The 21,132-nt window shown below is 59.3% G+C and carries 21 protein-coding genes; all 21 read left to right on the forward strand.

Annotated features, from left to right (window positions below):
- Positions 1–83 precede the first annotated feature (83 nt).
- The 21 genes from ACJU26_RS01815 to xerD all read left to right on the forward strand — a co-directional run bounded on the left by ACJU26_RS01815 (position 84) and on the right by xerD (position 20,900).
- Entirely contained in the window at positions 84–1,766 is a 1,683-nt protein-coding gene (locus ACJU26_RS01815) for a pilus assembly protein TadG-related protein (RefSeq protein ID WP_414040859.1), read from the forward strand.
- On the forward strand, positions 1,766–3,085 hold the full coding sequence (locus ACJU26_RS01820; RefSeq protein WP_414040860.1) for a hypothetical protein: 1,320 nt from the start codon (positions 1,766–1,768) through the stop codon (positions 3,083–3,085). The genes ACJU26_RS01815 and ACJU26_RS01820 overlap by 1 nt, the downstream gene beginning before the upstream one ends.
- 11 nt (positions 3,086–3,096) lie before the next feature.
- The gene (locus ACJU26_RS01825; RefSeq protein WP_414040861.1) at positions 3,097–4,059 is read left to right on the forward strand and encodes a hypothetical protein; all 963 of its coding nucleotides are present in this window, start codon (positions 3,097–3,099) and stop codon (positions 4,057–4,059) included.
- A gap of 4 nt (positions 4,060–4,063) precedes the next feature.
- A complete protein-coding gene (locus ACJU26_RS01830; protein WP_414040862.1) occupies positions 4,064–4,729 on the forward strand; it encodes a hypothetical protein in 666 nt (221 codons plus the stop codon).
- Between the two features lie 5 nt (positions 4,730–4,734).
- Entirely contained in the window at positions 4,735–4,974 is a 240-nt protein-coding gene (locus ACJU26_RS01835; protein ID WP_414040863.1) for a hypothetical protein, read from the forward strand.
- Between the two features lie 43 nt (positions 4,975–5,017).
- Positions 5,018–6,229, forward strand: a complete 1,212-nt coding sequence (gene cpaB / locus ACJU26_RS01840; RefSeq protein ID WP_414040864.1) for a Flp pilus assembly protein CpaB — start codon at positions 5,018–5,020, stop codon at positions 6,227–6,229.
- Between the two features lie 21 nt (positions 6,230–6,250).
- Positions 6,251–7,774 (forward strand): type II and III secretion system protein family protein, encoded by a 1,524-nt coding sequence (locus tag ACJU26_RS01845; RefSeq protein WP_414040865.1) that lies wholly within the window; start codon positions 6,251–6,253, stop codon positions 7,772–7,774.
- Between the two features lie 3 nt (positions 7,775–7,777).
- A complete protein-coding gene (locus ACJU26_RS01850) occupies positions 7,778–9,481 on the forward strand; it encodes an ATPase, T2SS/T4P/T4SS family (RefSeq protein ID WP_414040866.1) in 1,704 nt (567 codons plus the stop codon).
- Complete coding sequence (locus ACJU26_RS01855; protein WP_414040867.1) at positions 9,468–10,322, forward strand: type II secretion system F family protein; 855 nt, start codon at positions 9,468–9,470, stop codon at positions 10,320–10,322. Before ACJU26_RS01850 ends, ACJU26_RS01855 begins: the two co-directional genes overlap by 14 nt.
- A gap of 2 nt (positions 10,323–10,324) precedes the next feature.
- The gene (locus ACJU26_RS01860; RefSeq protein WP_414040868.1) at positions 10,325–11,314 is read left to right on the forward strand and encodes a type II secretion system F family protein; all 990 of its coding nucleotides are present in this window, start codon (positions 10,325–10,327) and stop codon (positions 11,312–11,314) included.
- Entirely contained in the window at positions 11,311–11,670 is a 360-nt protein-coding gene (locus ACJU26_RS01865; protein ID WP_414040869.1) for a DUF192 domain-containing protein, read from the forward strand. Before ACJU26_RS01860 ends, ACJU26_RS01865 begins: the two co-directional genes overlap by 4 nt.
- 9 nt (positions 11,671–11,679) lie before the next feature.
- The gene (locus ACJU26_RS01870) at positions 11,680–12,609 is read left to right on the forward strand and encodes a TadE/TadG family type IV pilus assembly protein (protein ID WP_414040870.1); all 930 of its coding nucleotides are present in this window, start codon (positions 11,680–11,682) and stop codon (positions 12,607–12,609) included.
- Positions 12,610–12,629: 20 nt separating this feature from the next.
- Positions 12,630–13,871 (forward strand): pesticin C-terminus-like muramidase, encoded by a 1,242-nt coding sequence (locus ACJU26_RS01875; RefSeq protein ID WP_414040871.1) that lies wholly within the window; start codon positions 12,630–12,632, stop codon positions 13,869–13,871.
- Between the two features lie 24 nt (positions 13,872–13,895).
- Positions 13,896–14,870 carry a hypothetical protein gene (locus ACJU26_RS01880; RefSeq protein WP_414040872.1) on the forward strand — a complete coding sequence of 325 codons (975 nt, stop codon included), beginning with the start codon at positions 13,896–13,898 and terminating at the stop codon, positions 14,868–14,870.
- A 530-nt stretch (positions 14,871–15,400) separates the two neighbouring features.
- Entirely contained in the window at positions 15,401–16,777 is a 1,377-nt protein-coding gene (gene ffh, locus ACJU26_RS01885; protein WP_414040873.1) for a signal recognition particle protein, read from the forward strand.
- 69 nt (positions 16,778–16,846) lie between these two features.
- Entirely contained in the window at positions 16,847–17,107 is a 261-nt protein-coding gene (gene rpsP, locus ACJU26_RS01890) for a 30S ribosomal protein S16 (RefSeq protein ID WP_010637598.1), read from the forward strand.
- Positions 17,091–17,606 (forward strand): ribosome maturation factor RimM, encoded by a 516-nt coding sequence (gene rimM, locus ACJU26_RS01895; protein WP_414040874.1) that lies wholly within the window; start codon positions 17,091–17,093, stop codon positions 17,604–17,606. Before rpsP ends, rimM begins: the two co-directional genes overlap by 17 nt.
- Positions 17,606–18,349: a tRNA (guanosine(37)-N1)-methyltransferase TrmD gene (gene trmD / locus ACJU26_RS01900; RefSeq protein ID WP_414040875.1), complete on the forward strand. Its 744-nt coding sequence runs from the start codon at positions 17,606–17,608 to the stop codon at positions 18,347–18,349. Before rimM ends, trmD begins: the two co-directional genes overlap by 1 nt.
- 22 nt (positions 18,350–18,371) lie before the next feature.
- Positions 18,372–18,716 (forward strand): 50S ribosomal protein L19, encoded by a 345-nt coding sequence (rplS, locus tag ACJU26_RS01905; protein WP_010637603.1) that lies wholly within the window; start codon positions 18,372–18,374, stop codon positions 18,714–18,716.
- Between the two features lie 51 nt (positions 18,717–18,767).
- Positions 18,768–19,976: a hypothetical protein gene (locus ACJU26_RS01910; RefSeq protein WP_414040876.1), complete on the forward strand. Its 1,209-nt coding sequence runs from the start codon at positions 18,768–18,770 to the stop codon at positions 19,974–19,976.
- Between the two features lie 18 nt (positions 19,977–19,994).
- Positions 19,995–20,900, forward strand: a complete 906-nt coding sequence (gene xerD / locus ACJU26_RS01915; protein WP_414041907.1) for a site-specific tyrosine recombinase XerD — start codon at positions 19,995–19,997, stop codon at positions 20,898–20,900.
- Positions 20,901–21,132 lie beyond the last annotated feature (232 nt).

The following is a 21,132-nucleotide window of genomic DNA, read 5'->3' on the forward strand; positions in this document are numbered from 1 at the left end:
AGTTGTTGCTGCCTCGGGAAAAGGCATTTGCTTTGGCAAAGTACTGGGGTTTGCAGGGGTGGAGAGCGAGTTTGGGGGAAGCCATGGTCTATGCAAAATTTAGGCGAAAAATACAGCAAAAGGGGGCTGGCAAGCAGCCTTCGGTCCGGCGGGAGTCCGGTCAGGCAGCCATTTTTGCCCTGATTCTCATTCCCACAGCCATTGCCGCGGTACTCCTGGTCTTCAATACAGGTCAAGTTACCGCCTCCAAACTGCGCGTCCAGAATGCCGCCGACGCTGCCGCCTTCAGCGCCATGGAGCTGGAGGCCCGGCAGATGAATCTGGACGCCTACCTCAATCGGGCCATGCTCGCCAACGAAGTCGCCATTGGCCAGGCCGTTTCCATTCTTTCGTGGTCGCGGTATGCAAAGAGTGTGGGGGATAACATCCAACCGGTATTTAGGACTTTGAGCACCCTTCCCATAATTGGTCAGCTTTTTGACGCCTGGGGGCAAGTCACCAAGGTGGCGTCACAAGCCGTGTATGTGACGGGGACAGGATATGCGAGCGTATTTCTGCCGGTGGCTAATGGTATGGATGCTGTATATGCGGGTGCCGAGCAAGTATTCAATTTGGCTCTGGGACAATCCAATATTGTAAATGGGCCGGTTCAGCAAACCGTAAAACAGGTGGTAGAGATCAATGCCCCCGGTGCCGAGGTCATTGCCTATCCAGCAACTGCAGTCAAGTACTGGTTGGATCGGCGCAATTTCGTCACCACCTGGGGCGGGAGCAAGGATCCCAAGGGCAGAGATCCCGGCGGACGGACCCGCATGGCCAGCATGGTCAATGAGAGTGCCCGGCAACAAGTGTTCACCGTGAATCGTGATCATGATATGGGTTTTCCTTTGACATTTGATATCCTCCCTTGGTTTCCTGGGAGCGTAAGAATCCATACCCACAAAAGTGGTGGGGGGCAGTTAGCAAAGGACCGGAATGGGAACTATGTCTGGTCCGCCGCCGACTCCATTTCGACCAAAGCTCAAATTGGTAGTATTTGCGGTTTCTTTCCTCATCCGTGTTGGCCAACGGTCTTCGACAGATCATGGGGTTGGGGCGGCGCCTGGTCGCTGCCCAGTCTCTCTTCGTTCGGGTATTACCAGAGCGATCCCGTGCGCTGGAATGGTTGGCAGGATCCGATCGTGGATCCCCAGGCCTCCGGTAATGCCAAGACGGTCCAGATGCCAAGCTATCGGGTGTATCAGGATGCCTGGTTCCGCGATGGCCGTGGCATGAATCAGGTGGCCCAGGATTTTTCGGTCAGCTTGCCGACCGATGCGTCAAATCTTCCGTTTGGAAGGGGCGGAGAAGGGGGTATCGCCCAATATCGCGATTTGGTGTGGCAACAGAGGACAGATCCACAGAAAGACGACATGACCGACACGGCCCCCAAGTATATCGTTTTGGTCAGTCTACCTACAAAGAATGTGCACGATTCCGTCACCACCCTGGAGATCAGTTCCGACCCTACCCAAGGCGGCCAGACCCCAAGCCTGGGCTGGATGGGCATGCGTCTGGACACCCAGGGAGCAGGCAAGCTGGGAAACAAAGGAGTCCGTGCCGTCGCCGCGGCCCAGGTCTATTTTCGTCGTCCCAACGCCCTCTGGCCCAGGAATGATGGTCTCGATGAGCGCGCCAATCTCTTCAGCCCCTTCTGGAGTGCCCGGCTGGTCGATCTGACTAAGGCAGAAAGGACCTCGATCCTGTTGATCAGCAGTCAAACCTGATGCGCAGACCGATGAAAACACGACTCCATCTTCCGCTCCTTCTTCTTTTCCTGGGCCTCAGTAGCACTGCCTGGGCCAAGGATGTCCCAACGCCGGCGCCCAAGGTCTCCACCCCGGTGGAATCCAAGGGGGTGGGGGATCCCTACCCGGCAGCCGATGCTCTGGCGCGGAAAAATCTCAGTGTATACACGGATGCAGTGGTTGGTGGAACGCTGGATTTTAATCGTACCCGCGCCTGGGATGGTTCAGGGACTATGCTAGACGTCAATGGCGCCGCCCCATCCTTTGCGTGGGTTGGAAAGCACTTCAATGAATCCATGCGGAATTGTTCCGCCTTAGATTCGGGCATTACTCCCCAAGGGATGAGCTGGACCAGTGATCTACATGATTTTGCATTCTCTCCTAAGCTCATGCAGGCCAAACTCGCCGCGCAAGGGTTTTTGTTTGCGCCTCTGGGAACAACGCGCTGGAAGGCCTTGCGAGCGTCATACTACCTGTACTTCCATGGAAGGAAGAGCCAGATGCAGGGTTTCATGCGAATGTTGTATTTCGTCAGTACCGCAAGCCCCAGCCAGATTCGGCAGATGGTCTTGCAGTTGTCGGCTGATCGAGGTTATCAGGCATCGGACACAGAGCTACGCAAATTGCCCGGATATGTGGGTGGCGACACGCTTACCATTCTTAAGCAGCAAGTAACACCTCATGTTTTCAACCAGCTCATGGTGTCCGCAGATGAAGCGGACAATGATGATAAAGAGGAGGCCGCCCCAACGCCGTCGGAACATTGGTCTATGCGTTGTCTGGTAACCGATGATTTTGGCAAGGACTGGCTAAATAAGGTCAACCCTAAAACGGGGAAAAGATGGCAGCCGGCCGATCTTATCCTCGGCTCGATGGTAGAATTTTCCTACCTGCCTCTTGGAGAAAAGACAGAGCCCTACACCAACGCCCATGTGGATGAACGTCTGGCTCGCGAACGGAAAATAACACCGCAACAGGTGGCGGCCCTGCGCAAGGCTGAGGCGGATCAGGTACAAAAAGAAATCTGGCGGGACGCGCCGCAAGCCCAAAAGGCATTGGCTGATATCGCTGCGTTACAGGACAAGGCGGCGGATATGGCGGAGCAGTTGCGGCGCCAGGGCTTCGTGGAGCAATGGGCAAGTATGACGAAGGACTTGTTTCATCGCCTCGGAGTGAATTTCGACGACCGGATTGATGCCACGGCCCAGCGGATCGACGCCAAACTCCAGCAGGCGGTGCATCTGGCACGCCGTGCCGCCCAACAAATCCGCCGGTTTCTTTCTGCGTTGTGGAGCTAAAGGGAAAGCCCATGAATGCTCAGCAGATCAGGCGACAGCACTTGTGCCGGGAACGAAGTCGGGGTGTGACCTGCACGGGGCCAGCGTTTGGCAGGGTGAGGCAACGGGAAACCGGCCAATCTCTGGTGGAATTTGTCGTGGTGGCAGGGCTCGTACTGGTTCCTCTGCTACTCATGGGGGTCTATGTGGGCAAGTGGGCTTATCTCCAGGACCGCAGCATCGAGGCGGCCCGCTATGCTGCCTGGGAACGGGTGGTTTCCCGGAGCGCCCCGCCCCAGGATCGGAGCTGGTCGGCCCTGAAATCCGACGCCGATCTACAGAACGAGGTAGCCATCCGTTTTTTTGGTTCCCGCAACGAGCGATTGACGGCCGTGACAGGCAGCGCCAGCGCCGTGCAAACGGCCGGCGGATCCAGCCGGGAACCCCTTCTACACAAGCATGATGGACAGCCCTTGCTGGTGGAGCGAGAGAAAAACATCCAGGTGGCAACCGAGGATCGGTCCTTCAGGGGAGGTTGGGTGACCGGGGCCATGAACGCCTTTGGCAATATCCCCGGCAATCCCTTGCACATGACGGGTCCTACGGTGGCCACGATCAGTGTAACGGCGGCCGGCATCCCGCAGCGTCTCTTTGCCGAAGTGGGCCTGCAGAACCCCTTGAAATTTACCGCCCAGGCGGCAGTCCTCATGGACCCCTGGTCTGCCAATGGCCCTGGCGAGGAGGAATCGCTCTTGCGCAATGGTTTCATGAGGCCGCAAGAAACCCTCGCCAAAACCAAGGCAGGTTTTTGGGGGGCCGGCTGGGCTCTCTACGTCGCGGGTTTGCCCTTGGACGTGTTCAACGGCGGACTCTTCAGTGAATTCATGAAATTCCACAATGACTCGGACAGAATCCGCGTCAAAATCGATCCGGAACAGCAGTTTGGCGACCGGCTCCAGCCCAAGCCCCAGATTCCGGTCTACCAGGGGCCGTGACGCCATGGGGTGGATATACTTGGCTCGCTTTCTTCCCCTGCTCTCCTGCGCTGCGGGGCCGGCTTGGGCTGCCGATCTGCCCTTGTGGCCCTTGCCCGATGGCTTCTCCAGCCGCCCGGTGGCCGAGCGGATGTGGCTCAACGGAGTGCCCTTGCGGGTGGTTTTCATCGGTGGCGTGAGCCGGGAAGAAGACTTCCAGCGGGAGATGGATCGCAGTTGCCGCCAAGAAGGAGGGCGCTTTCGGCAGATATCGCTCGGCCGCAAGCATCTTTGGTCATGCATGGACGGGCCTTATTCCCAGACGGTCCGGTGGCATCTGGAGGGAGGACGCATCATGGGGGAAAGCTCGGTCCTGAATCTGAACGCCAAGGCCAAAACGCCCGCTCCCATCCTCGCCTTGCCGGGGCAGACCCAGGTGCTTTCGGAACTGGAAACCCAGGATGGCTCCCTGCGCGGGCGGGTGGAGGCGCTACAAAGCAGTCTGAGCCCGGCCCAGATCCGCAGCTTTTTCCTGCGGGAGGCCACGGCCGATGATTGGCGGCTGCAGGGCGCGTTGAGTGAAAAAATGACTCGGCTGGCCTTGGAAAAAGGGCGGGAATCATTGGACCTGGCCTTCAGCGCGCGGCCCATGGGTGGGAGCCAGACGGTCCTGATTTGGCAGAAGCGGTGATGGTCATGGGGACAGAAACGATGATTCACAAACAGTATCGCCAACGCTGCTCCCAAGATCGGGAAAGGGGGCAGAGCATGATCGAGTATCTGGTAGTTGCATTGGCCGTCATTGTTCTGCTGTTGGCGCCGATGCCATCCGTTGTGCCCGGAAAAACGACGGCTAACACTTCGATCTTGACGCAGTTGTCGGAAGCCCTGCGGGGTTTCTACAGCGACTATTCATGGGCGGTATCACAACCCTGATACGCAGTTTTATCGTGCCTTAACAAATGGAGAGGGAGCGATTGTGGCAACCCAAATCCCCAGTGGTTTCGAACCCGGCAGCATTCAGAAAAAGCCAGCCCGCACCCTGCGTGCTTGGCTGGTCCTGGCCATTGCGGTGCTGGCTGGTCTCGGCGCCGCCTACCTGGCGGTGGTGACTCTCAAGAGCCGTGAACACGCCGCCCTGGAGCGGATCCTCAGTCAGCAGGAGAAGGGTACCGTACAGGCGGTGGTTCCCATCCATGACATACCGGCGGGTAGCATTCTGGACCTGTCCATGGTGGCAGCGCGATCCATCCCGGCTGATACGGCTCCGGCGGACATCATCTCTCCCGATGATTTCGATCGCTTTTCTGGCCATCGGGTCAATGTGCCACTGCTGCAAGGGCGACCCCTCCTGCAGTCGTACCTGAGTGGCCGGCGGACCTTGGCGGATCTGGTGGACCCCCATAAATTGGCCATGACCTTTACCGTAGACAACCTCAGTACCATGGACGGCATGTTGCAGCCCGGGGATCATGTGGATGTCCTCTGGTTCTTTACAGGCGGGAAGGACTTCGGAGCTTCTGCCTCCCGGCAACCCACCTTGCCAATGGCGGAATCCATGCCTGTCTCGGCTGCAGAGGGAGGTGGCATGGCTTCGGCGTTAGCTTTTGGCAGCCGAACTGGTCCACTGATTTTTCGAACCGGGCCCAGCAAGGTAGAAGACAAGCTACCCAAGGAAACGGTCCGCTATATCGAACACGATCTGAAGATCATTGCCACCGGCCCCCATACCGTTGCCGAAGACTCGGCGGCCAATATCAATAATGACCCTGCCCAGACGGGCACGGCGAATCAATTCCAAACGGTGACCGTCGAGCTGAGCCCCACGCAGATCGAAAAACTCGAGCTGGCCAAACGACTCGGTGAATTGACTTTGGTTCTTCGCGGGCATGGCTCCCAGGTGTCGGTGCCGGCCAAGACCTATACCGTCAGAGATATTCTGGGCATCCGGAATAAGCATCCGGGTGACCGCCTCTACGCCGCCGATGCCATCGAGTACATCATCGGTCAAACGGGTGGCGGCTTGCGCAGCCGGACGGAGCTGCAGAACTTGCGGCGTCTCTCCGAAAGGGCAGCAGCGAGTGACAGCCTGGCCAACTCCGGCTCTCCGATGGCCCCAATGGGTTTGTCTTCAGTAATGCCGATCCCGTTGGACCCACTGCTCCCACCCGTCAACCAGTCTCGCTCCTGATCGTATCACAAGGAAGATTCCATGCGTTTTTCGAAAACCGTTCGGTATGCCCTGATCTCCACGAGCCTGGCGTCCCTGCCCTTGGCCAGCCCGGTGGTTCTGGCGGACGATTCCGCCAGTGGCGAGATCGATCTTTATGCGGGCGAGGTGAAGGTTCTTCCCAGCAGACCCGTCAAGCGGATTGCCGTTGGCGATGGCAAGGTACTCAGTACCACCATGGTGGATGGCAAGGAGCTCCTCTTGCTGGGAGAGGCGGCGGGGGAGACCAGCCTGCGGGTCTGGTTCAAGGATGGCAGGGAAGAGGCCTACCGGGTCCTGGTGGCTCCCAAGGATATTGGTCAGGCCGCAGACCAAATGCGGGACTTGCTGGGCAAGCGCAAAGAGGTTCGTGTCAGGATCGTCGGCGATCATGTGGTGGTGGATGGTCAGAATCTCCCGGACGAACTCATCGATCGCATTACGCAAGTCCAACGCCTGTATCCAAAGACCATCGTCCTGGCGAGCAAGGCCCCATTCAAGATGGAAAAGATGGTCTGGCTGGATGTGAACATCCTGGAGGTCAAGAAAAGCACTCTGGAGAATTTTGGAGTGGATTGGAGCAAGCAGATCGCCGGCCCCTTCGTGGGTTACGGCAAGGATTTCATCGGCCCCAGCAATGTTCCCACGGTCCCCCTGGGGCAGGACCTCAGCCAGCCACCGGTAGCAGGAACGGGCATTCGGATCACGCCCCCGGACCTGCTCAATGGCGCCATCGATGTCGCCAATCTCGCCCGGCCACTGGCGGGGGGCTGGAATGTGGGCCTCATTACCGGAATGCTCTCCAAGATCAACTTTGCCCTGAGCAATGGCGACGCCTATGAAATCGCCAACCCCCAGCTCAGTGCCCGCAGCGGCGGCGAGACCAAGTTCCTGGCCGGCGGGCAGATTCCCATTCTCCAGGCCCTCGCCTCCAGCGGGGTGGCATTCCAGAACGTGACCTACAAGGATTATGGCATCCAGCTGGACTTCAAACCCCAGGTGGATGACCACAACGACGTCACCATGCATGTCAAGGCCGAGGTCTCCGATGTCGACCCCAGCACCAGTGTGGTTCTCAATGGGCTCAGTGTTCCCGGTTTTGTCACCCGCCGCAGTGAGGCCGATATCAATGTGGGTGACGGGCAGACCATGGTGATTTCCGGGCTGGTCAACCCCAAGACCGCCAAGGCGGCATCGAAACTCCCGTGGCTGGGAGACATTCCCATTCTGGGACATCTCTTCAAGTCCACGGACTTCCGCTCCGGCAATACTGATCTGGTGATCCTGGTGACACCGCGAGTGGTCTCTCCCGCGTCCCTGGAGAACATTCGTCAGCTTTCACGAGCGGTTCTCCTGAAGGATGAATACGGCAAATCCCTGCCCAAGGATTCCAGCACCAGAAGTGCGGTGGACCAGACCCTTGGCGGGGCCAGGCAGCCATACCCCGAGACCCAGGCGACTCCGGCTCCCAAGCCGCAGCTACCCCTCGTTGTCACCCGTCCCCAAGCCCCCACTACGTCGGAGTAAAACATGTTCCGAGTTCTCGCCCAACACCCCAAACATGGCCCCCTGGAGGTCCGCTCCCACGACGGGGTCTGTCTCATCGGACGTTCCCCCCAGGCCCATCTTCGTCTGGAGGGATGGAATGTCGGCAAGGAGCACGCCCGTATCGTGCGCCGGGACGATGGTCCTTATGTGGAAGCCATCGGTCCCCTGGCAAGCATCAGCGTCAATGGGGAGAAGGTAAAATGGTATGGGCCCCTCTCTCCCCAGGACCTGATCGAGGTGGCGGGAGTCACCTTGCGGATCGCGCAGGATGAGGCGAGATCTGGAGCTGCTTCGGCCCAGGACGAAACAGAGGCCGTGGCGGTGCAGGAGCCAGCTTCCGTTGCCGAATCGGTGATGCGCGCCTCTTCCCAGGCCATGCCGGAGTTGCCGCGCGCGCCTTCGGTGGACCCCCAGTGGATGCGATGGCGACAGACCGTACAGGAGCGTTTGCGGGGGCAGATGGACCTGCGCCGCATGGACCTCAGCGCCATGAACCGGGAGGAGCTGCAGCGGATGGTCACGGGCCTGGCGGCAGAGGTCTTGCAGGGTATGCGCCTGCCCGCCGACCTGAACCGCGAGCGCCTCATCCGCGAGGTGGTGGACGAAGCCGTAGGCCTCGGCCCTTTGGAAGACCTGCTGGCCGACGAATCGGTCACGGAGATCATGGTCAACCGCTACGATGAAGTCTTCATCGAGCGGCAGGGGCAACTGGAGGCGGCGCCGACGGTGTTCAGCAGTGAACAGGCGGTCCGACACATCATCGACCGGATCGTGGCGCCCATCGGCCGGCGCATCGACGAGAGTTCGCCCCTGGTGGACGCCCGCCTGCACGACGGCTCCCGCGTCAATGCGGTCATCCCGCCGGTGGCCTTGAAGGGCGCCAACATCACCATCCGGAAATTCAGTAAAAAGCGTCTCCAGATGGAGGATCTCATCGGTTTTGGCTCGGTGGAACCTCGCATGGCGGGTTTCCTCCGGGTGGCGGTGGAGCAGCGAAAAAACATCGTGATTTCCGGTGGTACCGGCTCCGGAAAAACCACTCTCCTCAATGTCCTCTCCAATTACATTCCGGAGCGCGAGCGGGTGGTCACCATCGAAGATGCGGCCGAACTGCGTTTGTACCAGCCCAACCTGGTGTCCATGGAGGCGCGCCCCGCCAATGTGGAGGGCAAGGGGGCCATCCCCATCCGGGAGCTGGTGCGCAATGCCCTGCGGATGCGCCCCGACCGCATCGTGGTGGGGGAATGTCGCGGCGGCGAGGCCCTGGATATGCTGCAGGCCATGAATACTGGTCACGACGGCTCCCTGACCACCGCCCATGCCAATAGCCCCCGCGACTTGCTCTCCCGGATGGAGGTGATGGTGATGATGGCCGGGATGGATCTCCCCTTGGCCGCCATCCGGGAACAGATCGCCTCGGCCATCGACATCATCGTCCAGATCACCCGCTTTTCCTGTGGCTCCCGCAAGCTCACCGCCATCGTCGAGGTCACGGGCACCGAAAGCGGCGTCATCCAGTTGCAGGAGCTGTTCAGTTATCGGCAGCAGGGTTTTGGGCGCGACGGCAAGGTTGCGGGCGCTTTTCGAGCGAGTGGAAGCATCCCGGAGTTTTACGAGGAAATGCGGGCTCGGGGCCTGCGGGTGGACATCGGCATTTTCCGGGAGAGTGAACATGAAATCGCCTGAACTGGCAGTCGCGGTCCTCGTCTTTGTCGCGGTACTGGTGCTTGCCTACATCCTGCTGAACAATTCGCAGGCGGTGCTCGCCCGGCAGCAACAGTCCTTCCGCCAGGATACCCAGCGCAGTCTGGCGGACATGTTCATTTTCGCCGATCCCGCGCTCCTTTGGCGCCTTAACCTGGCCGCCTTGCTCTTGCTGCCCATGCTCGCCTATCTGCTGTTAGTCTCCCTGCCTCTTGCGGTTCTGATGGCCCTCTTGGTGGCCGTCGCCCCCCGATTCATTCTGCAATACCTCAAAAAAAGGCGGTTCACGCAGCTGCACAATCAACTCCCCGATAGCCTGTTGATGATGGCTTCGGCGCTACGGGGTGGTGCCAACCTGGGGCAAACCCTGGAAGGCCTTGCCAAGGACCTGAGTCCGCCCATGAGTCAGGAGTTGTCCTTGGTGATCAAGGAACAGCGGCTGGGGGTTCCCTTTGAGGAGGCCGTGGCGCATCTGGCCGAGCGGGTCCGTTCCCAGGACTTCGATCTGGTGGTTTCGGCCCTGCGCATCAATCGCGAGGTGGGCGGCAATCTGGCCGACACCCTGCAAAGGCTTGGCGAAACCATCCGGCGGCGCTTGATGATGGAACAGAAAATCCAGGCCCTCACTTCCCAGGGCAAGTTGCAGGGACTCGTGATGACCGGGTTGCCAATTTTGATCATCCTGGCCTTGCTGCGCATCGAGCCGGCTGCCACGGGGGCCCTGTTTCATACGGTGAAGGGCTGGGCGGTGCTGACCATCATTCTCGTTCTGGAGCTCCTGGGCTACTGGGGGATCCGCAAGATCGTCGCCGTCGAGGTGTGATCATGGGCAAGAACGGGCGTCGCTGGCTACCCCTCCTCGGTCTGGGATTGTTCGGCCTCTTGCTCCTGCTCTTTTACGGCGGGCGCGGGCTGCAAATGCTTGCCACCAAGACTGGGCAGCTTCCTTATGTGCTGGTCGCGCTGCTGGTGGCCGTGCTGGTTTTCGGGATGGTTTTCGGCGTTGCCAGTCTGTTCACGGCCGTTGAAAAGCAGCCCCGGCCGTATTTCGATCCCCTGCCCAAGGGGCTGGCAAAGATTTGGCCGCTGGTGCGTTTTGTGGATTCCACCATGGTCACCTTCATTCCCGAGCGCCTGGCCTACCGCAGTGCTCCCAGAATCCAGCGGGCGGGGCTCAATTACCTGATCACTCCGCGGGATTTTTTGGCCCTGAAAATTCTCTCGGCGCTTTTTGCCCTGCTCTTTTCCCTCGTGTTTTACCTTGCCTTGGGGGTGTTCCGCTGGGAATTGGTCTTGCTTGGAATGCTGCTTGTGAGCTTCTATCCCGATCTTTGGCTGGTGGAACAATCCAAAAAGCGGCAAAAGCGCATCCTCAAGGATCTGCCCGTCTATCTGGATTTTACCACCTTGATGGTCGAAGGCGGGCTGAACCTTACCGGTGCCTTGCAAATTGCCGTGGACAAGGGACCGGAAGGGCCCCTGCGCAACGAGTTCCGGATCATTTTGCGGGATCTGCGCGCGGGAATGCCCCGGGTGGAGGCCTTCCGGCGCTTTGGCGAACGCATGGCCATACAGGAACTGCGCAGTCTGGTGACCGCCATCATCCAGTCCGAAGAGCGGGGTGGCAGTCTCGCTCCGGTCCTCAAGGCCCAGGCCGAACAGCGTCGGGAAGAACGTTTCCTGCGCGCCGAAAAGGCCGCCCTGGAAGCGCCGGTCAAGCTCCTTGCGCCGTTGGTCATGTTTATTTTCCCTATCGTCTTCATTGTCCTGGCCTTTGTCATCTACATGAAATATGTCCAGGAGGTGGCCACATGAGCAAAACTGGGAGCGTATGGAGGGATGGGCATTGTCTTTGGCCTGATGCCCGCCTGGCCAGCACTCCCTGGTCCCGCGCCAAGGGGCTGCTGGGCAAAAGGCGCTTGAGTGCGGAGGAAGCACTGTGGTTGCGCCCCTGTCGTGCGGTGCATACCTGGGGCATGGGCTTCCCCATTGATCTGGTCTGGCTCGATGGCGAGGGTCGGATACTGGCCCTGCGCGAGGGACTGCGACCCTGGTATTGGGCTTGGCCAATCAAGGCCAAGGTAAGAGATACCCTGGAACTAGCGGCGGGGCAAATCGCCCGAGCGGAACTTCAGTTGGGGCAGCAATTGCTGTGGCGTTCTGTTTCCTAGAGGGGGGCTATGGACATCGTGGAAAGAGATCGGCGACGACGGACCCAGCAGGGCGCGGGAGCAGTGGAGTTTCTCGTTGCCATTCCTGTACTGCTTGGCCTGATTCTGGGCATCTTGCAGGTCAGTCTTCTGTACCAGGCACGGCTACAGTTGGAGGTGGCCACCCAGGACGCCGCCCGGGCGGGCGCCTTGCATGGGGGTTCCATAGCCGCCATTCGGGAAGGCCTGGCAGAAGGGCTGACGCCGCTCTATGCCCATGGACAGAGTCTGGAGGCCTTGCTCAAAGCGCATGTCAAGGCCGAGGCGGCAGCGCATCTGGCCAAAATCGAAATCCTCAGCCCCACGCTGGAGACTCTGCACGATTACAAGGAGTACGGCCGCCTGCCCCTGAATGACAAAACGGGTCAGCAAGCCACTCCAGGCGGCAACTGGGGCTGGGGCATTCCCGAGAGCCACTTGGGCTACCGGAAGACCAGTCTTGGTGCTGAGAGCGGCCTCAGCATCCAGGATGCCAACCTGCTCAAGATCAAGGTGACTTACCACCACCCCCTGATCGTGGCCTTCGTCGATCGGCTCTTTGCCCGCCTCGATTTCAGGAATGCCGGGAAGGGCAGCGTGGTCGGCAGCGATCAGGGCGGCCAGGGGGCCTTTCAGGAGAGCCAAGGGACGCAGGGTCGTTTATTGCAAACCTTCCCCCTGACCGCCGAGGCCACCTTCCGCATGCAGACCCCCTTCACCCACTTGGCCGGTCTGCAAAATGCCAGCAAATTGCAAACACCGCAGGCCGGCGGCAAGGAGAGCTACATCCCGCCGAGTGCAGGGAATGGTGGAACCAGTGGCGGTCAGCAAGGGGATCTGGAGCCGATCCTGCCTCTGGACCCCGGCATCCCGCCCTATGGGGTCAATATACCCCCGCCACCGCAATATCTTTGCCCGTAACCGACAGGAGGGGGAGCAGCATGTATCGTATGCAACGCGGTCAATGGAATACTTACGGCTTGCTTGCTGCCACCCTTTTGGTGGCGCCCTCCGCAGGGGCCATCGATTGCGGTAAGGCTGGCACAAGCACCGAAAAGGTCATTTGTGCCGATGACCAGCTCCAAGGACTGGATTGGCAGCTCAACCGGGATTACCGGGTGTTTGTCACATATCATCGAGCCACTGGGCATTATGACTGTTTGGTGGAGGACGAGGCGGACAGGCAGAAGCAATGGCTGCAGCAGCGCGACGCTTGCGGAGGAGACGTCCAGTGCATCCAGAAGGCCTATCAGAACCGACTGGCAGCGTTGAATAAATATACGATGATATGTGTTGGTGGTGATAACATGCCACAATATGCGGGCCGCTCCTGCTATAAGCCGGACACCACGTCCACCGCTCCCGTAACGTCTGGGAGCAGCCCAACGGCACCGACGGTTCCTGCTTCTTCGGCAGGAAAATGTCCAGAGGGTGAACGGATCGATTTCAACTTTGTTTCTACCTGGGAAGGTGGGCAGGCCTTGAGTGCTTATGTTCCTGGCGGATATGTTCGTGATAAGAAAAAAAGCGGTCCGGTTTATGTTTATCTTAAGCCTGCGAAACACCGGAACATTTCTGCCTCCAGCGGCGTGACCGTGGATACGGGGGTTGACCTGGCTTATCAGTTACCTGCCAAGTTGAAGAATACCTTGCAGTCTTATATCAGCAAGCATGGAAATCCGGGGAATGTTAAAGTTGATGGTCTCGTAAATAAGCTATCAATTTATATGAGCAATAAGATCGTTGGTCAAAAAGCTTTTGACAAGCTCGTTGGCAAGGAGCCAGAAGTCAGCGAGGCGGAAGCTGATTTGCTGCGGGATGCCAATGCAAAGCAAGTATACATTCCAAAGGCGGAAAGCAACTTCAATCAGCATAATCAGATGGGGATTGGGTTCAAGCAGTTGCCTGCCGGAATACAAACCGTGTTGGTGGATTGGACCTGGCAGTTTGGGGGCGCCGACGAGATCCATCTACACAGCCATGGAAACCAAAAGGCCGTCGCATCGCGGCAAGCATTCTGGAGTCTGGTATATGCCGGAGACTGGAATCAACTGGCGAACAAACTGGAACGGGCTGATTTTGCAAGGAGAGGAAACGGCTACGATGAAAGATACCGCGCCAGAGGAAAGCAGATACGGGAAGCAATCAAGAATGACTGGCCAAGCAAGGGCGCTGCCTGCTAGAAACGGGATGAACTGGAGGTGAAAATGACTATTAGTCTTTGGAAATGCAGTAGCGTAACGCTTTTGGGAATATTTATCTCTATCACCTTGACCGGCGGCGCCGCAGCCAAATCGGTGGGTGATCTGCCATATACGGGGGTAATGGAGTGCGGGACAACACCAGCCCAATACCAAGCTCTGCGTCCGGCCGAGAAGGTGATCTGTAACGCGGTTGATGCCACGCCGGATGACTATTACGGTATTTCTGCGCACATGATCCAATATGATATGTTTGTCACTTCTAGTTACGGGCACTTACTGTCCGACCTGCCCATGGACAGTCCCGCCCAGGCCCAGGTCATCGCCGAGCAGAAGCGCTACCTGGAGCAGCGGGATGCCTGCGGCAAGAACTACCAGTGCATTCTGCAAACCGAAAAGAAACGCCTCGCCGAACTGAATGCCCAGCGAAAGCCCCTGGAAAGGCCCCTCCCCACGGACGAGATCGAGCGCTTGACCCAAGGCTGGCGGATGGCCACCGGGAAATCCCTGACCGAACGGCTGCTGGACGGCTTTGATATTTCTCCCTTACGGCGAGTGACCTTTGCGAATGGCCAGCAGCTGATCTGGGGTTTTCAGCCCGACGCCGCGCCGATCCAGTCGGCCGCCGTGCTCAGTCCCCAAGGCAAGACCCTGGCCCTGGCCACCTCCGATGGGATTTTTCGCTCCCGGCTGGGGCAGCAGCCCGGCGACAAGGGAACACTGCGGGTGTATGTGAGCGATCGCCAACACAGCGACAGCGTACTGCCCCTGTTCTTGAGTTGGGCCGCAGCCTCCAGTCTCGGCTTCAACCAAAGCTGTCAGGGCCAGAGCCGGCATAAATGTGAAGCTGCTCTGAAGGATCCCCCATCCCTGGCCATCTACGATCTCCACTGCCAGGCCCGGCGGAGCAACGCCAGCTGCGCCCTGCCGCTTCAAGGGAACCAGGCCAAGGCGCAGGACATCGGTCTATTCTGGAACTGAGTTGTGAACTGTACGATGACACAAACACGGAAATTCCTTTTTGCTACAGCAGCATGCGCGGCAATGTCCAGCGGCAGCGCTACTGTGGCGCTGGGCACAGACTCCACCATGCCCTTTCAGGAGAAAAAAATGCTCCAGCAACCAAGGCCGATTGCGCCCGAGCCCGCACCTCCTCGGGGAAAAGCCATCTGCGGTGATCGGACGCTGAAAGGATGGAACAGTCTAATGGCCGATGCCTACCACCTGGCCTTTACCCATAGGCAGGCCAAGAGTCCCCAATGCCAAGCTTTGATCCAGGCCCAACGAGGGTGACGGCAGTCCGTCAATGCCTGCCAGGGTTAGAGAGCTGTATTCGGAACAACCGTTCAGCATCTTTCAACGAACGCGATCCATCTGCTGCGGCTGTGGCATACCCGAGTGGATCGCTGAACCCGCATCACCCAATAAGCGATTTTCTCCCAGGTACAGTCGAACGCATTGCGCACCCGCCCCAGACAGTCCAAAATCTCCCCCTGATATGAGGGGGACCCATGTTTGACAATCTGACCCAGAAACTCACCCAGACTTTCAAAAACCTGCGTGGCCAGGGGCGTCTGAGTGAGGACAACATTCGTGATGCCCTGCGCGAGGTGCGTCTGGCTTTGCTGGAAGCCGATGTGGCGCTGCCGGTGGTGAAGGACTTCATCAACAAGGTGCGCGAGGCGGCTCTTGGGGAGGAGGTGATCAAGAGCCTGTCGCCGGGGCAGGTATTCATCAAGATTGTCAACGATGAGCTGGTGAAGCTCATGGGGGCCCACAACGACAAGCTGGATTTGAGCGCCCGCCCGCCAGCGGTGATTCTGCTCGCCGGTTTGCAGGGTTCGGGTAAGACCACCACCAGCGCCAAGCTGGCCCTGTGGCTGAAGGAGAAGGAAAAGAAGCGGGTCTTGATGGTCAGTACCGACGTCTATCGCCCGGCAGCCATGGAGCAGTTGGCCCATCTGGGCAAGGATATTGAGGTGGAGGTGTTTCCTTCCCGTCCCGACCAGCAGCCGGTGCAAATTGCCCGGGATGCGGCAGAAGCGGCCCAGCGTGGCGGGTTTGATGTGTTGATTGTGGATACCGCCGGGCGCCTCCACGTGGATGCAGCCATGATGGCCGAGGCTCAGGCGCTGACCAATGCCGTCAAGCCCGTGGAACTGCTGTTTGTGGTGGACGCCATGACCGGCCAGGATGCGGTCAACACCGCCAAGGCATTTAATGATGCTCTGCCCCTGACCGGCGTCATTCTGACCAAGGCCGACGGTGACGCCCGGGGCGGGGCGGCCCTGTCGGTGCGGGCCATTACCGGCAAGCCCATCAAATTTCTGGGCGTGGGTGAAAAAATCCGCAAGGGTCTGGAGCCTTTTTATCCCGATCGTCTGGCTTCGCGCATTTTGGGTATGGGCGACATCGTCAGTCTGGTGGAGCAGGTCCAGCAGGATGTGGATGCCGAACAGGCCCAGAAAATGACCGAGAAGCTGCGCAGCGGCAAAGGCTTTGATCTGGAAGACTTCCGTCAGCAACTGCGGCAACTGGAAAAAATGGGCGGCATGTCGAGCATCATGGACAAGTTGCCGGGCATGGGCGAACTTCCCGCCGAGGCTCAGGCCGCCATGCAGGATGGCAAGCCCATGCGCCGGCTGGAAGCCATCATCAATTCCATGACCCCCGGTGAACGCCGTCACCCCGAAATCATCAAGGCCTCGCGGCGGCGGCGCATTGCGGCGGGTTCCGGCACCACGGTGACGGAGGTCAACAAGCTGCTCAAACAGTTTGAGATGATGCAGAAAATGTTCAAAAAAATGGGAAAAGGCGGGCGCGGCCTCAGCCGTTTGCTGGGGATGAACCCCAAATCGATGTTAAAGGGCGGTTTACCCTTCCGTTAGAGCTTGTTTTTGGTTACGATACGCGCCTTTCTCCCATCCAGTGGGAGAGGACATGGTGAAGGAGAACACATGGTAGTTATTCGTATGGCCCGGGGCGGCGCCAAAAAGCGGCCTTTTTATCACATCGTGGTGACCGATAGCCGTAATCGTCGCGATGGCCGTTTCATTGAACGCCTGGGTTTTTATAATCCTATTGGTGCCACCGCCGAGTTGCGGATTGACAAGGAACGCGCCGCTTACTGGCTGAGCCAGGGCGCCCAGCCTTCCGATACGGTTGCCGGCTTTTTCAAGAAAGAAGGCGTGAGTAAGACGGGTGTTGCCGCCGCCTGAGTCTGAAGAATGGGTGGTGCTGGGGAAAATTTCCGGCATCTACGGTGTCCGCGGCATGGTCAAGGTGTTTTCCTTTACCGAGCTGCGCGATGCCATTCTCGACTACTCACCCTGGTTGTTGGGGCCTGACCGGCATGCTTATGGGCTGGAAGAAGGGCGCATGCAGGGTGAAGGGGTGCTTGCCAAGCTGGTCGGTGTGGATGACCGGGAGCAGGCGCGTGCCCTCATTGGTCAGGAGATCAGGACTGCCCGGGCGCATTTGCCGGAGCTGCAGCCGGGGGAGTTTTACTGGCGCGATCTGCTCGGGATGCAGGTGCTGAATCAGGAAGGCCAGAGCCTGGGGACGGTGAAGTCTTTTCTGGAAACCGGTGCCAATGACGTCATGGTGCTGGATGATGGAAAAGGCGGGGAGCTCTTGATTCCCTGGTCGGATGAAACGGCCGCCGGAGTGGATAGGGATGCCAAGCAGATTCACGTCGACTGGCAAGTGGATTGGTGATGCGTTTTGATGTCATCACCATTTTTCCGGAACTGATTCACGGTTATCTGCGTGAGGGGGTGCTGGGGCGCGGTCAGACCAAGGGGGTGATTCAGGTGCATACCTGGAATCCCCGGGATTACAGTGATAATGCCTATCGCCGCATTGATGACCGGCCCTTTGGGGGTGGCCCGGGTATGTTGATGATGGCGCCGCCCTTGTTGGCCGCCATTGCTGCGGCACGAGAGGCCAACCCTGGGGCGCCGGTCGTGTATTTGTCGCCCCAGGGGCAGCGTCTGCAGCAGGCTGCGGTGCAGACTTTTGCTGGTGCAGAAGGATTGATTTTGCTGGCAGGCCGCTACGAGGGCATCGATGAGCGGGTGCTGGCCGTGGTGGATGCGGAATGGTCCATCGGCGATTATGTGCTGGCGGGCGGTGAGCTGCCCGCCCTGGTGCTGATGGAGGCGGTAGCCCGACAGTTGCCGGGTTTGCTGGGCCATGCGGACTCGGCTGCCGAGGACAGCTTTGCGGATGCGGGTTTGCTGGATTGTCCCCACTATACGCGTCCGGAAGTGGTGGGCGGGGTAAAGGTTCCGGAGGTTTTGCTGTCCGGGGATCATGCCCGGATTCGTCGTTGGCGCTTGCAGCAGTCCTTGGGACGCACGGCCGAACGGCGTCCGGATGTGTTGGCGCAACGGGGTTTGAGTGCGCACGAGCAGCAGTTATTGGAAGATTATCGCCGTCAGGACGGCGAGGTGCAGTAATACTAGGTGAAGGAGCAGGGCTGTGAACATCATTGACGAAATCAACAAAGAACAGGTGCAGTCGGAGCTTCCGGCTTTTGGTGCGGGCGATACCGTGGCCGTGCACGTCAAGGTCAAGGAAGGCGACCGTGAACGTATCCAGATTTTTGAAGGCATTTGCATTGCCCGTCGCAATCGCGGCCTGCATTCCGCCTTTACGGTCCGGAAAATCTCCAATGGTGAAGGGGTGGAGCGGGTGTTTCCCTCATACTCGCCGCTGGTGACCAAGGTAGAAGTCAAGCGTCGCGGTGATGTGCGTCGCGCCAAGCTGTATTACCTGCGTAATCTGTCCGGCAAGGCGGCCCGCATCAAAGAAAAACTGGGCTGATGATATTGGCCGCGCTACCCGGCAAAGGTCGGGTTCGCTGTGGATAATCGGATGATGACGCCGGCGTTCGGGGAAGTCCTGGAACGCTGGCGTTCTGCGTCCGGCGCTGGGCAGGCCGCGCTATGGGCGGATCCTGCCCAAAGGGTATTGCTGCGCTCGGCCTGGCAGCAGGATATCCTGCCTTGCTGGTGGGGTGCGGAAGAGGCTACCGAGGCCCTGCAGGTGGTGGCGGACAGTCAGTCCATCTGGGCCGAGTCGGAGCATCTGCCCGTGGAGCTGCTGGCTGCTGCGGTGGCCATTCAGGAAAGCAAAAGAACGCAGATGGACAAGTCGGCCTTGCCGGATGCCTTGCTGCTGGAAGCCGGCTCGCCCATGCCCTTGGATATGGAAGTGGATCTGCTGTCCAAGGCCGTGGAAGAAGCGGACCTGGAGCAACTGGTCCCCCTGCTGCAGAGCATGGCCGATGATGATCATGCCCGGCGGATTGTCCTGAACCGCCTTGCCCAGCGCCTGGCCGATGACAGTCATGCCCAGGGGTTGCGCAGCATTCTTTTCGGGCAGTGGCAGGACGCCGCCGCCGATCTGCCCGCACGACCTTTTGCGCTGGGTGCTCTGGCCCTGCTGCACAGCCACTGGCAGCAACCTGCCGGGGTGGCGGTGGTGGTTCCCGAAGGGCGCGCCAGCCGCGATAGCGAAGTGGACAAGCCCTTGTTGCATGCCTTGCGGGAACGGGATCTCCCCGCCTTCATGGGGCGGGTGCGGGCCATGGGCGATCAACCCCTGGATGCCATTCGTCAGCTTTTCCTGACGGTGACCCTGATGATTGTTGAGGGCGGGCAGCGCCATGAATCCCAGGCGCTGATGCGTCTCTATGTGTGGCTGGGTACCCTGCTGACCCTGCCCCACCGCAGTTTGCGCCAGGCCCGCAAGGTGCTGTTCAGTGCCGCCGCCAGCACTTTCGGCTTTGCGGGATGGCAGCGCCGTCAAGACTGGCCGGATTTCAGCACGCTGGCGGCCTATCGCGAACGTGCCTTGTCTGAGCCTGCTCCTGCGCCGTTTACCTGGCAGGGCGCCCTGTATGCGGCGGCGTCCGGTACGGCAGCTGACTGGTGGTTGCAGGTGGCCGAAAGAGCCATTGACCAAGATAATCCCTCCGGTTTTTGGCCCCTTTGGCGCAGCGCACAGCGCGCCGGACAAGTCACCGGAGGACCTTTGGCATGGATTCATCCCCTGGTCGTGTTGCGCTTTTATTTCGATTGAATAACGGGTCTTCTGGTGATGGTGCCGCCTCCCGCTGAAGATCGTCAACGCATCGACGGCTTTCTGGATGCGCTTTGGCTCGAAAAAAATCTCGGTGAAAATACCCTGGCTGCCTACCGGCAGGATCTGCTCCAGCTTGCGGCGGCGCTGGCTGAACTGGATGTCGATTTGCTCAACGCCGATGCGAGTCATCTGGGGCGTATTCTGGGGCAGAAACTGCAATCGGGTGCCGCCCTGCGTTCCGTGGCCAGGCTGTTGTCCAGCACCCGACGCTTTTATGGTTACGCGCAGCGTGAGGGCTGGATCACCCGTAACCCCAGTCAGAACCTGCAAAGCCCCCGTCTTGCCCGCTATTTGCCCCATGTGCTCAGTGAGAAGCAAATTGAGGACCTGCTCGCCGCCCCCGATCTGACCCGTCCTCTGGGTTTGCGCGATGCTGCCATGCTGGAATTGATGTATGCCTGTGGTTTGCGGGTTTCCGAACTGGTCAATCTGGAAATGCGGCAACTGGATTTGACGGCCGATCTGGTGATGGTTTTTGGCAAGGGGCGCAAGGAACGGCTGGTGCCCATGGGCGAGATGGCGGCCGAACGGATATCGACCTATTTGCAAAACGCCCGCCCGCAGATTCTGGGTGAGCGGATTTCTGCCGCCGTATTTGTGACCGTGCGCGGCGCAGCCATGACCCGCCAGAGGTTTTGGCAGAATATCGAGGGCTATGCCAAAGTCGCAGGTATTGAACAGGTGGTATCGCCCCATAGTTTGCGTCATGCCTTTGCCACCCATCTGCTCAATCATGGTGCCGACCTGCGCAGCGTGCAACTGATGCTGGGCCATGCCAATCTGGGCACCACTGAAATTTATACCCATGTGGCCCAGGCCCGCCTCAAGGCCCTGCACGAAAAGCATCACCCCCGTGCGTAGAAAAAGGGACGTTGGTGGGGACGAGCAAAGTCGCGGCGAGGCAGACTTGCAGCATTGCGCGATTCGACTAACTGGTATGAGGAAATCTCAGCCCAGATCGTGGAGCAGATAAACAATGCTCCTTCCCGCCATTCATTCTCAACGTGACCCCATTCTCAAGCAGTCCGCGGCGGAAGTGAGTTTTCGCCAGCTCCATCGGCACTTTCAAAGCCATCCCGACGGGTCCGTGGAA

It is taken from the genome of Acidithiobacillus sp. M4-SHS-6, assembly GCF_047421495.1.
Lineage (GTDB): Bacteria > Pseudomonadota > Gammaproteobacteria > Acidithiobacillales > Acidithiobacillaceae > Acidithiobacillus.